Genomic DNA, 13,240 nt, shown 5'->3' on the forward strand with positions numbered 1-13,240 from the left:
TGTGCCGTCGGCGGGTGCCGGCGGTTCAGCTGTCGAGTTCGCGCAGGTACGCGGCGAACTTCTCCAGGCCGTCGATGTTGCGGGGCCCGCTGATGCCCTCGTTGTAGTCGAGGATGAAGAAGTTGTCCTTCTTCACTGCGGGAAGACCCCTGGTGTGGGGGGACTTCTTCAGGAAGTCGATCTTCTTCTGGGCGGGCATGTCGCCGTAGTCGAGGATGACGATGACCTCGGGCTCGGCCTCGGCGACGGATTCCCAGCTGACCTGGGTCCAGCGCTCGTCGAGGCCGTCGAAGACGTTCTTGCCGCCCGCCTTACTGATGATGTCGTTGGGCGGCACCTGGTTGCCCGCGGTGAACGGCTGGTCGGTGCCGGAGTCGTAGAGGAAGACGGGCACCGGGTCGCCCTCCGGGGCCTTGGCCTCGACCTCCTTCACGCGCCTGCGCAACTCGCCGACCACCTCCGTGGCCCTGTCCTCGACCCGGAAGATCTTGCCGAGTCGTTCGAGGTCGGTGTAGAGCGCTTCGAAGGGGGTCACTTTCTCAGGAAACCCGGGGTAGTTGAAGCAGCTCTCGGTGTGCATGAAGCTCTGGATGCCGAGCGTGTCCAGGATCTCGGGTGTGATGCCCCGCTCGTTCTTGAAGCCGGAGTTCCATCCGGCCACCACGAAGTCGGACTCGGCCTCGACCACGACCTCCTTGTTGAGGAGGTCGTCGCTGAGCATCTTCACCTTCGCGTACTCGGACGCCCACGGGGACTCGCTCACCGGCGGGTTGGCCGGCGGCATCACATAGCCGTACACGTGCTCGGTCAGGCCGAGGGCGAACAGCTTGTCCGCGCTGCCGCCCTCGTAGGCGACGGCACGCTCGGGAACCGTGTACTCCACCGGTTCGCCGCAGCGCTTGACGGTGACCTTGCCGGAGGCCTTGGCGTCGTCCGACTCGACCTCGGCGCCGCAGCCGCCGAGCACCAGGGCCGCCGCGAGGGCGGATCCGACGGCGGTACGGGATCTGCTCATGAGCATGTGTCAGGTTGCCTTTCGATCACTGGAGTTGAGCGAATACAGCAGCTGGGGATCGCCCGTCAGCGGATGCGGGACGACACTGGCCCGCACTCCGAAGACCTCGGCGACCAGGTGTGGCGTGAGGACCTCCGCAGGGGCACCGGAAGCGACCAGACGGCCCTGGGAGAGCACGCCGAGCCGGTCACAGGCGGCCGCGGCGAGATTGAGGTCGTGCAGGACGACGAGGACCGTGAGCCCCGAGCCGCGCAGGAGCGAGAGCAGGTCGACCTGGTGGCGGACGTCGAGGTGGTTGGTCGGCTCGTCGAGGACGAGGACCTTCGGCTCCTGCACCAGTGCGCGGGCGAGCAGGACGCGCTGGCGCTCCCCGCCCGACAGCGTCAGAACCCCCCGGTGCGCCAGGTGCCCGATGTCGAGCCGGCCCATCACCCGCTCGCACAGTTCGCGTTCGCGGCCGCTGAGCGCCTGGTTCCCGCGCAGGTGCGGCGCGCGTCCGAGTGCGACGACCTCCTCGACCGTGAAGTCGAAGTCGACGCCGCCGTCCTGGGTCATCGCCGCGACGGTCCGGGCGCTGCTGCGCAGCGGGAGCCGGGTCAGGTCCCGCTCGCCCAGCCAGACGGTTCCGGAGCTGGGACGCAACGCCCGGTACACGCATCGCAGCGCGGTGGACTTGCCGCTTCCGTTCGGGCCGACCAGACCCACGACCTGCCCGTCCGTCACTTCCAGGGACAAAGCGCGGACGAGCGTCCTGCCGTCGGTCACGACCGAGAGCTCTTCGAGTCTCAGGTCCATGTCAGCGCCCTCCGAAGGTGTAGGCCCTGCGGCGCATCAGGCCGATGAAGACGGGCACGCCCACGAGCGCGGTGACCACCCCGAGCGGCAGTTCGCGCGGGGCGGCCACGGTGCGGGCCGCCAGGTCGACCCACACCATGAAGATCGCCCCGGCCAGCGGAGCCACCGCGAGCACGCGGGCGTGGGTGGCACCGATGACCATCCGCACCACGTGCGGCATGACGAGCCCGACGAACGCGATGGCGCCGCTGACCGCGACCATGACGCCCGTGACGAGCGAGACGAGAAGCAACAGCCCCTTCCGGTACCGGTCGGGACCGACTCCCAGACTCGCGGAGGTCTCGTCACCGAGGGCCAGGACGTCCATCACCCTCCCGTACCGGTGGAGGACGACGAGTCCGCCCAGCACCACGACGGAAACGACGGGCAGCGCACCCCAGGTCGCGGCGCCGAAGCTGCCCATCGTCCAGTACAGGACCATGCTCGTCGCCTCGGCGTCCGGCGCGAAGTAGACGATCAGGCTCATCACCGCCTGGAAGCCGAGCGACATGGCCACGCCCGTGAGGACGAGGCGCAGCGGCGACAGGGTGCCCCGGCTCGCGGCGGCGGCGTACACCAGGAGCGAGGCGGCGAGCGCACCGGCGAAGGCCCCGGCGGACACCGCGTAGATGCCGAACGCGGCGAGTCCGCCGGTGACCGTGACGCCGACGGCGCCCACGGACGCGCCCGACGAGACGCCGAGGACGAAGGGGTCGGCGAGCGCGTTGCGCACCAGGGCCTGGACCGCCACGCCGACCGCGCTGAGCCCCGCCCCCACCAACGCCGCCAGCAGCACTCGGGGCGTACGGATCTGCCAGACGATCTGGTACGTCGTCACCTCGTCGGGGGCGATGCGCCCGCCGTGGAGAGCCGCCCACAGGTGGCGGGCGGTCTCCCCGGGGGAGATGACCGCGGGGCCGAGTCCGATGGCGACGACGACGGAAACCAGCAGGACCGCGGTCAACCCCGCGCAGCCGAGCAACAGGGCCTTGCGGGAGGCGAGCCGGCCTTTCGCGGCCGCCGCGGGTGCGGACGCCGGCACCTCGGCCGGGCCGGCCGTGTCCGCGCTCACCGACGGTATGGAGGTCGAAGGCGGAGGCACGTGGCCTACCTACACTTTCTCTCGATAATGGAAACCATGTTCAGCTTCGGGAATCTAGCATGCCCCGCCCGCCGGCGGCGGGTTGCGCCCGGAAGAGTGACAGATCATCCGCGAGTGGTTACGATGCCCGCGATGATGACTTTCTCCTCGTACGGATTGGGGGAATCGTTCGCGTCAGGTGAGTGCTGATGGCTCATCACCTCGTGAACGGTGTTCCACCCCACCAGTTGATGTGGCGGCGCGTACGTGAGTACGCCGTGCCACCGTCCATGATCGAGACCGCGACCGCGCGACGTGCGGTCGGCGACTGGGCGGGGGCGTGTGCCGCCGCCCGGATCGACGTCGATCTCGATCTGCGCGCCGTGGGCAAGCACCACGGCACCGACCTCGTTGCCCGCCTCCGGGCGGATCTGCGCCGGCTGGCGCAGTCCCGGCACGCCGGTCGTGCACCTCGTCGTCCGGACGCCGCCGGCCTGGGCGGACGCCGGACAGCGCATGTCCCTGGCCCTGTGGGACGGGTCCCGCCGCGGCACGGCCGGACACCATCCGCACCCGCATCCCGACCGGCGTTTCCGGCTCGACCTGCACCGGCACCTCTGGGACGCCGTACGCAGCGGCGACCTGTCCCGGCGGTGCGGCGCGATCGGGCCCGCGCACGCACCGCCGGCCGGCTACCGGCGCCCGTCCCGCCGCTCGGCGAGCGTGCCCGGCGCGCTGCTGCCCAGCCTGCGCCGCACACCGCCCCGGGTCTGCGTCGTGATCGACACCTCCGGATCGGTGAGCGACGGCGAACTCGGCAGCGCGCTGCTGGAGGTCGCGGCCGTCACCCGCGCGGTCGGCGGCCGGCGGGACCTGGTCACCGTCATCTCCTGCGACGCCGCGGCCCGCACCGTGGTCCCCGTCTGCCAGGCCGAGAGCATCGAACTCCTCGGCGGTGGCGGGACCGACCTGCGTTCCGGCTTCACCCGGGCCCTGCGCGCCCGGCACCGGCCCGACGTGATCGTCGCCCTGACGGACGGCCAGACACCCTGGCCCTCCGCACAGCCTCCCTGCCGCACGGTGGTCGGACTCTTCCCCCGGCCGACCGGCATCGACACCGACGACCCCGACTACGTGCCCGACCTCCCGCCGCCCTGGGCACGGGTCGTGACCATCGGCTGACGCACACTCCGCCGACCCGTCGCGGCGTCGTCGACCGAGACCTTCTCGGCGCCGATCCGCCGCATGCGCTCGGTGCCCCACTGTCCCAGCGAGGCCAGCGCGGCGTTGAGCGAGACGCCGTGCTCGGTCAGGGAGTACTCCACCCTGGGCGGCACCTCGGGGTACACCTCACGGTGCACGAGACCGTCCTCCTCCATCTCACGCAGATGCTGGACCAGCATCTTCTCGCTGACTCCCGGCAGACCGCGCCGGAGTTCGGCGAACCGACGGGTCCCGTGGTGGTGGAGCTCCCACAGGATCAGCGACTTCCACTTGCCGGTGACCACGTCCATCGCCGCGTCGATGCCGCAGAAGTAGGGACCACGTCGTGCCGCTGTCGCCATTCGCCCCTCCAAGGCGTACTTACCCGAGAGTGAGTACCCCACTAATTAGTCCGTACTGGTCAAGCCTACCGAGCACGGAGAGGATCGAACCGAACGACGAACAGAGGGGAATGAGAACTGTGACGACCAACGGCGAAGACCGGGTGAGCGTTCTCGGGCTGGGGGCGATGGGAAGTGCCCTCGCGGGCGCCCTGGTGAAGGCCGGGTACCCGACGACGGTCTGGAACCGCTCACCGGGGAAGGACGAGGACCTCGTCGCGCAGGGCGCGGAAGCCGCGGCCACGGCCGGTGACGCGGTCCGGTCCGGCCCCCTGGTGATCGCGTGTCTGCTGGACCACGCGTCGGTCCACGAGGTGCTCGACCCGCTCGCCGACGAGCTGGCCGGACGCACCCTGATCAACGTGACGACGACGTCCCCGGCTCAGTCGCGGGAACTGGCCGACTGGGCCGCGCGCGCCGGCGTCGCGTATCTGGACGGCGGGATCATGGCCGTACCGCACATGATCGGCGCGCCCGGCTCGTCGATCCTCTACAGCGGGTCCGCCGACGTCTTCCATCAGCACAAGCCACTGCTGGACGTCTGGGGGACCAGTACCTACTTCGGTGCGGACGCCGGGCTGGCGTCGCTGTACGACCTCGCCCTGCTCTCGGGGATGTACGTCATGTTCGCCGGCTTCATGCACGGTGCCGCGATGGTCGCCCCGGCCGGCGTGACGGCGGGCGAGTTCGCCGCCATGGCCGCACCTTGGCTGACCGCCATGACCGGCGCCTTCGAAGGGTTCGCCGAGGTGATCGACGGCGGCGACTACACCGTGCCGGGGCAGCAGAGCCTCGACTTCTCCGACCTCGGCCACATCCTGGCGGCCGGCTCCGAGCAGGGCATCGACAACGACGCGGTCGCCATGGTGCAGCGGCTGATCCGGCGTCAGGCCGACGCGGGGCACGGGGCCGAGGGGTTCGCCCGGATCTACGAGAGCATCAGACGACCGGACTGAGCCGACGTCACGGGCCGGCGCGGCAGGCGGGCGGACGTGCCTCCAGCACGAGTGCGGTACCGGCCACGGTCCGGTCCTCGTGCATGGTGATCCGCAGGCCGGCTTCGACGTGCCGCCAGTGGGACGGGGTGAGCGGAACGAGCCGGACGGTGGCCCGGCCGCCGGGCTCCAGGTAGGGGACGTCCTCGATCCAGAGCCCGGCGATGCTCACCGAGACACCCCCGGTGGGGGAGAGGTTGCCGATGTCCCACATGGGCCGCAGCACACCGTGACCGGCGATCGGCGTGCTGCGTCTCGCTTCCGCGGCGGGACGCAGGGTCAGTTCCGCCCGGACCATCCCGTTCCGTGCCTCGGCGGCCCGCCAGCGGCACCAGGCGGCACTCCGCTGGAGGCAAAGCCGTTCGGCCGCCGCGGCGAGCTGCTCCCAGAACGCCGAGGGCAGCGGCTGTCCGTCCCCGCATTCCTCCAGGAGGTTCAGCACGGTCTGCCAGTCGTCGTGGGCCAAACAGTCCCAGACGTCCCGCGCTGTCACGTCGTTCGCCGTGGCGGCTTCCTCCGGCACCAGAAGGGCCGCCGATTCGAGCAGTTCGATGATGTCCACAGGGCGATGGTCGGCCACGATTCCTCACACCGGCCATGCCCGGTCGTCCACCGTCAGGAAGGGTTCGCCCACCACGGTCACCGGTGTCGCGCCGGTGAACGCCATGACGTCCCGGTGCAGATGGGGCTGATCGAAGTAGCCGCCGTCCGCCGCGACCGAGGCGGCGCCTTCTCCACCGACCAGGCGGTGCACCGCGCGGTCGAAACGGACCAGTCTCGCGGCGCGCTTGGGCGGCACACCGATGCCGGACCGGAACCGGGACCACAGACGCTTGCGACTCCATCCGAGTTCGGCCGCCAGGTGCTCGACCCGGACGAGACCCCCACTGGCCACGATCCGCTTCCAGGCCCAGGCCACCTCCGGTTCCACCGGCGGACGCGTCCGGCAGCGGCGGACGAGCAGCGCGTCCACGAGCTCGAAGCGTTCCCGCCACGTGGGCGCCGCGCTCAGTCGCTCCCGGACCCGTGCAGCCTCCCCGCCCCACAGGTCGTCGAGCGTGACCACGCCACTGCCCAGGTCGGCCGAGCAGGCACCCAGCACCGCGCGCGCGACCACCGGCGACAGGCGCACCTGCACGCACTCGACGTGTTCCCCCCAGGCACGGACCCCGCCCCCCGAGCCGAACCCGGGCCCGGCGACGAAGCTTCCCCCGAGTCGCCGCCCGGCACCGTCGTCCACGGTGGGCGACTTCGCCCCGAACTCGAGGATCAGCATCACGGCCGGGTGGGGGACCACCCTCAGGTCGCCCACGAGCGGGCCCGGCACCCAGAATCCCGCCATGTCGACACCGGTCGTCCGGCTGGGCCTTCGCGGACGCGCCACGTCCCACCCGGCGGAATCGTCACCTCTCCTCACGGCGAACCCCCTTTGCCGAATGCTACGCGGCCGCGGGGAACATTCGTCCAAGCCGCAGGCGCCCACCGGAAGCGACCGTGGGCTCGTGACTCCTCTCGACAGGGACTCGCAGACGGCCGGCGGCCGCGGTGACACCGAGAGCTCGGTGCTGCGGCTGGAGCACGGCGACCTCCACGTCCGCCGGGACGGCCCTCGTGGCGCCCCGGCCCTCCTGCTCATCCACGGCTCCGCCACCTCGAGCCGTTCCTGGGACGCGCTCGTTCCCTTGCTGACCGGCTCCCATCACGTCATCCGGATCGACCTCCCGGGCCACGGCCGCTCGGCCGAACCGGCCGACCGTGACTACGACACATCCGAGCAGGCACGCACGCTCGGCACGGCGCTGGACCGGCTCGGCGTCGAGCGGGTCCTGGCCGTCGGCCACTCCAGTGGCGGCTACGCCGTCACCGCCCTCGCCGAACAGCGGCCCGATTCCGTGACCGCGCTGGCGCTCGTCAACACCGGCCCCGGCATGGACGCCTTCATCGCGCCGGACGGCCCCGGGCTCGATCCCGCACGGTGGCCACCGGCCGACGAGCAGATCCGCCGGTTCGCGAGCACCGGCTTCCGCGCGGGTCACCCGATCCCGCAGGAACTCGTCGACGACCTGCGCGGGATGACGTACCACGCGGTCACCGCCGCCATGCGGGCGTCCACCGCCTACCTGAGCCGGCAGGCGCTCCCCGACCGGCTGGCGGTCCTCGGCAAACCGCTTCTGGTCATCTTCGGCGACCAGGACCGCAGATGGCGCCCTTCCTCCGCCGCCGACTACCGCGCGGTGCCCGCGGCGGAGGTGGAGATGCTGCCGGGTGCCGGACACACGCCCATCCTGGAGGAACCGCGGCGCACCGCCGGCCTGCTGCTGGCCTTCGCCGATCAGGTACCGCGTCACTCCGAAGGGCCGCTCAGCAGACCCTCACGCCGCAGCAGAGGGTAATGTCCCGATTTGCTCGGGTCCGGTCCGTCGCAGAGGAGATTCCACGGTGAGCGACCTGTACATCGACGGTGAGTGGACCCGGCCGGCGGCCGGCGGGCGGCGCGAGGTGCTCAACCCGTACGACGCCTCCGTGGTCACCACCGTCGACGAGGCGGACGCCTCGGACGCGGACCGCGCGGTGCGGGCCGCCCGCCGGGCCTTCGACGAGGAGGAGTGGGCGGACGTCCCCACCCGCCGGCGGGCCGACCTGCTGCTGCGCGTGCACTCCCTGCTGCTGCGCGACAAGGAGGACATCGCCCGTACCGAGACGCTGGACACCGGCAAGACGCTGACCGAGGCGCGTCTCGACGTGGAGGACGTGGCGAACGCCTTCCGCTACTACGGCGAACTGGCCGACAAGGACGGCGGCCGGGTCGTGGACGTGGGCCCCGACGTCCTCAGCCGCGTCGTCCACCAGCCGGTCGGGGTGTGCGCCCTCATCGCGCCCTGGAACTACCCGCTGCTCCAGGCGTCGTGGAAGGTGGCGCCGGCGCTGGCCGCCGGGAACACCGTCGTCCTCAAGCCGAGCGAGGTCACTCCGCTCACCACGATCACCATGATCCGGCTCATCGAGGAGGCCGGGGCGCCGCCCGGCGTCGTCAACCTGGTCCTGGGCGCCGGCGCGACCGTCGGCGCCGCCCTCACCAGCCACCCCGAGGTGGACCTGGTGTCCTTCACCGGCGGCCTCGCCACCGGACGCGGCATCATGGCGGCGGCCGCCGAGGGGCCGAAGAAGGTGGCTCTCGAACTGGGCGGCAAGAACCCCAACGTCGTCTTCGAGGACGCGGACTTCGCCGCCGCCGTGGACTACGCGCTGGACGCGGCCTTCCTCCACTCCGGCCAGGTCTGTTCCGCCGGCTCCCGCCTGCTGGTGCAGGACGGCCTGTACGACAGGTTCGTCGAGGCCCTCGCCGGCCGGGCCCGGGCGATCCGGCTCGGCAACGGTCTGGACGAGGGCACGGAGAGCGGACCGCTCAGCTCCGCGGAGCACCGTGACAAGGTCGAGCGGCACATCGCCGCCGCCCTGGAGGAGGGCGCCCGGCTCGTCACCGGGGGCGCCCGTCCGGACGATCCCGCGCTGAGCCGCGGCTACTTCCTGCTGCCGACCGTGTTCGCGGACTGCGACAGGTCGATGCGCATCGTCCAGGAGGAGGTCTTCGGCCCGGTCGTCACCGTCGAGCGCTTCCGCACGGAGGACGAGGCGGTGGAACTGGCCAACGACACCCGCTACGGCCTGGCCGGCGGCGTGTGGACCTCCGACGCGAGCCGCGCCCAGCGCGTCGCGCAGCGCCTCCGGCACGGCACCGTGTGGATCAACGACTTCCATCCCTACGTGCCGCAGGCGGAGTGGGGCGGTTTCGGTCACTCGGGCGTGGGGCGTGAGCTGGGGCCCTCCGGGCTGCGGGAGTACCAGGAGGCCAAGCACATCTACCAGAACCTCTCCCCCGCGCCCTCCGGCTGGTTCAAGGGCTGAACCCGGCGCACCGCGCTCACTTGGACGGACGAAAGGCACCCGATGGCCAACCCCACCCCGCACGGTCCGGAGACCGCCTACGACTACGTCATCGTCGGCGGCGGCACCGCCGGCTGCGTGCTCGCCGCGCGCCTGAGCGAGGACCCCGAGTGCCGCGTCTGCGTCGTGGAGGGCGGCCCCAGCGACGTCGGGGACGACCGGATCCTGCGCCTGCGCAACTGGATCAACCTGCTCGGCTCGGAGTTCGACTACGGCTACACCACCGTCGAGCAGCCGCGCGGCAACTCCCACATCCTGCACTCGCGTGCCCGCGTGCTCGGCGGCTGCTCGTCCCACAACACACTGATCAGCTTCCTGCCCCTCCCCCAGGACCTCGACGACTGGGTGGCCCGGGGCTGCGCCGGCTGGGACCCGGGGACCGTCCTGCCCTACCGGGACCGGCTGCGCACCAGCATCGTGCCGGTGGCCGAGGCGGACCGCAATCCCATCGCGAAGGACTTCGTCACCGCCGCGGCGAGCGCCCTGGGCGTTCCGGTGATCGACGACTTCAACGCCGAGCCCTTCGCCGACGGCGCCGGCTTCTTCTCCCTGGCCTACGAGCCGGAGGGCAACCTGCGCTCCTCCGCCTCCGTCGCCTACCTGCACCCGGTGCTCGACCGCCCGAACCTCACCGTCCGCCTGGAGACCTGGGCCCACCGTCTGCTGACCGACGAGACGGGGCGGACGACCCGCGTCGCCGTCCGCGGTCCCGACGGCCTCCCCGCCACCGTGCGCGCGGAACGGGAACTGCTCCTGTGCGCGGGAGCCGTCGACACCCCGCGGCTGCTGATGCTCTCCGGCATCGGACCCGCCGACCAGTTGCGCGGCCTGGGCATCGACGTGCGGGCCGACCTGCCCGGGGTGGGCGAGAACCTGCTGGACCATCCCGAGTCGGTGATCGTCTGGGAGACGGCCGGCCCGCTGCCGCCGAACTCCGCGATGGACTCCGACGCCGGACTGTTCCTGCGGCGCGAGGCGGGACAGCCGCGGCCGGACCTGATGTTCCACTTCTACCAGGTGCCGTTCACCGTCAACACCGAACGCCTCGGCTACCCCGCCCCGGAACACGGGGTGTGCATGACGCCGAACGTCCCGCGCGCCCGGTCCACCGGACGCATGTGGCTGCGCAGCAGCAACCCCGCCGAGCATCCCGCGCTCGACTTCCGCTACTTCACCGACCCCGAAGGACACGACGAGCGCACCATCGTCGACGGTCTGCGGGTGGCCCGCGAGGTCGCCGCCACCGACCCGCTGCGCGACTGGCTGGTGCGCGAGGTGGCGCCCGGCCCCGACGTGACCTCCTACGCCGATCTGTCGGAGTACGGGCGCCGTGCCGCGCACACCGTCTACCACCCGGCGGGCACCTGCCGGATGGGGGCGGCGGACGACCCGATGGCCGTCTGCGACCCGGAGCTGAGGCTGCGCGGCGTGGACGGCGTACGCGTCGTGGACGCGTCGGTGTTCCCGACCATGCCCACCATCAACCCCATGGTGACGGTGCTGCTCGTCGCCGAACGCGCCGCCGACCTGCTCACCGGCCGCTCCGGGCCGCGGAGACAGTCATGACCGGCGGCCCGCAGCACGTCCCTCACACACCGGAGGAAGCGGCCGAGGAAGCCGCCCCGGCGGGCTCGGGCACGCTCAAGCCCGTCGTCTTCTTCGGTTCGGCCGCGCTGATCCTCGCGATCTCGACGTGGGCGATCGTCACGCCCTCCGGGGCGGAGAAGGCCATCGGCGTCGCCGTGGACAAGATCTCGTCCTGGTTCGGCTGGTACTACTTCCTCGCCGCGACGCTGTACCTGGTGTTCGTCGTCTTCATCGGAGTGTCCAAGTACGGCACGGTCAAGCTGGGCCCGAAGCACTACAAGCCGGACTACGGGCTGTTCGCCTGGGCGGCGATGCTGTTCGCGGCGGGCATCGGCATCGACCTGATGTTCTTCTCCGTCGCCGGTCCGGTCAGCCACTACCTCGCGCCGCCGCAGGGCTCCCCGGAGACCATCGAGGCGGCACGCCAGGCGGTGGTGTGGACGCTGTTCCACTACGGCATCACCGGCTGGGCCATGTACGCCCTCATGGGCATGGTGCTGGGCTACTTCGCCTTCCGCTACCGGCTGCCGCTGGCGATCCGCTCCGCGCTCTATCCGGTCATCGGCCGCCGCATCCACGGGCGGATCGGCGACGCCGTGGACCTGGCGGCCATCATCGGCACCGTGTTCGGCATCTCGGTGTCGCTCGGCATCGGCGTCGTACAGCTCAACTACGGGTTGAAGGTCCTGTTCGACGTACCGGAGGGGCTGCCCGCGCAGATCGCGCTGATCGTGGTGGCGGTGGTGATGGCCACGGTGTCCGCCGTGGCGGGCGTCGACAAGGGAATCCGGCGGATGTCCCAGCTCAACGTCCTCCTCGCCGTCCTGCTCATGCTCTACATCCTGATCGTGGGCGAACCCTTCCGGCTGCTCAACGCGCTGGTCCAGAACGTCGGGGACTACGTCAGCGGCTTCCCCTCGATGACCCTGAACACCTTCGCCTACGACCAGCCCACCGAGTGGCTGAACGCGTGGACGCTCTTCTTCTGGGCCTGGTGGATCGCCTGGGCGCCGTTCGTGGGCCTGTTCCTGGCACGGATCTCCCGCGGCCGCACCCTGCGTCAGTTCGTCGCCGCGACGCTGATCATCCCGTTCCTGTTCACCGGTCTCTTCCTGGCGGTCTTCGGCAACAGCGCGCTGTTCGTCGTGCGGGACGGGAACACCGAGTTCGGCCGGACCGCGATGGCCCTGCCCGAGCAGGGCTTCTACGGGCTGCTGGAGCAGTACCCGGGCGCGTTGTTCAGCGCCGGCCTCGCGACGTTCGTCGGGCTGCTGCTGTACGTGACCTCCGCGGACTCCGGTGCGCTCGTCATGGGCAATCTCAGTTCCGAGCTGCCGACCCCGGTGACGGACGCCGCTCCCTGGCTGCGCATCTTCTGGGCCCTGACGACAGGCCTGCTCACCCTCGCCATGCTCCTCGTGGGAGGCGTGCAGGCTTTGACCGACGCCACCATCATCATGGGGCTGCCCTTCTCCGTCGTCATGTTCCTGATCATGATCGGGCTCTATCTGGCGCTGCGCACCGAACGCATGCGGGAGGAGGCGCTCACCACCTCGCTCCCGGCGTCGCTGTCCGGGCGCACCACCCAGCAGGGCCCACCGGGGACGCGGAACTGGCGGCAGCGGCTGGCGCGGGCCACGACGTTCCCCGGCCGGCGGGCGGCTCTCCGCTTCGTCGACGACGTGTGCCGTCCGGCCTTCCGCGACGTCGCCGAGGAGCTGCGGGAGCAGGGCGCGCAGGCCACGCTCCTGGAAGGCGTGAGCGAGGAGAACGGCCTCTCGCACACCGGCCTGCAGGTACCGATCGGGCCGAGCGACGTGTTCGTCTACCGGGTGTGGCCCGTGGAGATGCCGACCCCCGGGTTCGCGACCCGTTCGGTCAGCACCCACGACACCTATGTGCGCTTCGAGGTCCGGCTGTCCGAGGGCAACCAGGGCTACGACGTGATGGGCTACACCAGGGAGCAGCTCATCGCCGACGTGCTCGACCAGTACGAGCGCCATCTGGAGTTCTTGCGGTTGCACCACGAGGCGGCCGCCCGGTCGGCCCTGCCCGACCACCGTCCCGACGACCCTGAGGCGCACCTTCCGGAGTAGTCCGGGCGACGGAGTCGTGTGGGCCGTTCGGCATCCACCGTCATGCGCTTACGGGGCATTCAGCAGGAAAGTGCTACAAAGGG

Annotated in this window: 11 protein-coding genes and 1 pseudogene; 6 read left to right on the forward strand and 6 right to left on the reverse strand. The window is 71.1% G+C overall.

From position 1 onward, the window contains the following. Positions 1-25: 25 nt before the first annotated feature. The 3 genes from AMK11_RS23920 to AMK11_RS23930 are packed head-to-tail and all read right to left on the reverse strand — an operon-like array spanning position 26 to position 2,831. Complete coding sequence (locus AMK11_RS23920) at positions 26-1,021, reverse strand: ABC transporter substrate-binding protein (protein WP_073730066.1); 996 nt, start codon at positions 1,019-1,021, stop codon at positions 26-28. Positions 1,022-1,024: 3 nt separating this feature from the next. Further along, complete coding sequence (locus AMK11_RS23925) at positions 1,025-1,810, reverse strand: ABC transporter ATP-binding protein (protein WP_073730067.1); 786 nt, start codon at positions 1,808-1,810, stop codon at positions 1,025-1,027. Position 1,811: 1 nt separating this feature from the next. Next, the gene (locus AMK11_RS23930) at positions 1,812-2,831 is read right to left on the reverse strand and encodes a FecCD family ABC transporter permease (RefSeq protein WP_073730332.1); all 1,020 of its coding nucleotides are present in this window, start codon (positions 2,829-2,831) and stop codon (positions 1,812-1,814) included. A gap of 308 nt (positions 2,832-3,139) precedes the next feature. Here AMK11_RS23930 and AMK11_RS39255 point away from each other — a divergent pair. Further along, positions 3,140-4,112: pseudogene (locus AMK11_RS39255) on the forward strand (VWA-like domain-containing protein). Here AMK11_RS39255 and AMK11_RS23940 read toward each other — a convergent pair. Further along, positions 4,061-4,495 (reverse strand): winged helix-turn-helix transcriptional regulator, encoded by a 435-nt coding sequence (locus AMK11_RS23940; protein ID WP_073730068.1) that lies wholly within the window; start codon positions 4,493-4,495, stop codon positions 4,061-4,063. The pseudogene AMK11_RS39255 and the gene AMK11_RS23940 sit on opposite strands and share 52 nt — an antisense overlap. 110 nt (positions 4,496-4,605) lie before the next feature. On the opposite strand from AMK11_RS23940, the gene AMK11_RS23945 reads away from it, so the two are divergent. Next, on the forward strand, positions 4,606-5,490 hold the full coding sequence (locus AMK11_RS23945; RefSeq protein ID WP_198941447.1) for an NAD(P)-dependent oxidoreductase: 885 nt from the start codon (positions 4,606-4,608) through the stop codon (positions 5,488-5,490). A gap of 7 nt (positions 5,491-5,497) precedes the next feature. Here the strand turns inward: AMK11_RS23945 and AMK11_RS23950 are convergent, their stop codons facing one another. Then, a complete protein-coding gene (locus AMK11_RS23950) occupies positions 5,498-6,091 on the reverse strand; it encodes a hypothetical protein (protein ID WP_073730070.1) in 594 nt (197 codons plus the stop codon). Between the two features lie 24 nt (positions 6,092-6,115). After that, positions 6,116-6,871 carry an AraC family transcriptional regulator gene (locus AMK11_RS23955; RefSeq protein WP_073730071.1) on the reverse strand — a complete coding sequence of 252 codons (756 nt, stop codon included), beginning with the start codon at positions 6,869-6,871 and terminating at the stop codon, positions 6,116-6,118. 160 nt (positions 6,872-7,031) lie between these two features. On the opposite strand from AMK11_RS23955, the gene AMK11_RS23960 reads away from it, so the two are divergent. Genes AMK11_RS23960 through betT form a run of 4 tightly spaced genes read left to right on the forward strand, consistent with a single transcriptional unit; the run spans position 7,032 to position 13,157 of the window. After that, positions 7,032-7,922, forward strand: coding sequence for an alpha/beta fold hydrolase (locus tag AMK11_RS23960; protein WP_073730072.1), 891 nt, complete (start codon positions 7,032-7,034; stop codon positions 7,920-7,922). Between the two features lie 46 nt (positions 7,923-7,968). After that, positions 7,969-9,435 carry an aldehyde dehydrogenase family protein gene (locus AMK11_RS23965; protein ID WP_073730073.1) on the forward strand — a complete coding sequence of 489 codons (1,467 nt, stop codon included), beginning with the start codon at positions 7,969-7,971 and terminating at the stop codon, positions 9,433-9,435. Positions 9,436-9,477: 42 nt separating this feature from the next. After that, on the forward strand, positions 9,478-11,040 hold the full coding sequence (locus AMK11_RS23970; RefSeq protein WP_073730074.1) for a GMC family oxidoreductase: 1,563 nt from the start codon (positions 9,478-9,480) through the stop codon (positions 11,038-11,040). Continuing rightward, positions 11,037-13,157 (forward strand): choline BCCT transporter BetT, encoded by a 2,121-nt coding sequence (gene betT, locus AMK11_RS23975; RefSeq protein WP_073730075.1) that lies wholly within the window; start codon positions 11,037-11,039, stop codon positions 13,155-13,157. The genes AMK11_RS23970 and betT overlap by 4 nt, the downstream gene beginning before the upstream one ends. Positions 13,158-13,240 lie beyond the last annotated feature (83 nt).

The organism is Streptomyces sp. CB02414 (assembly GCF_001905385.1).
Classification (GTDB): Bacteria; Actinomycetota; Actinomycetes; order Streptomycetales; family Streptomycetaceae; genus Streptomyces.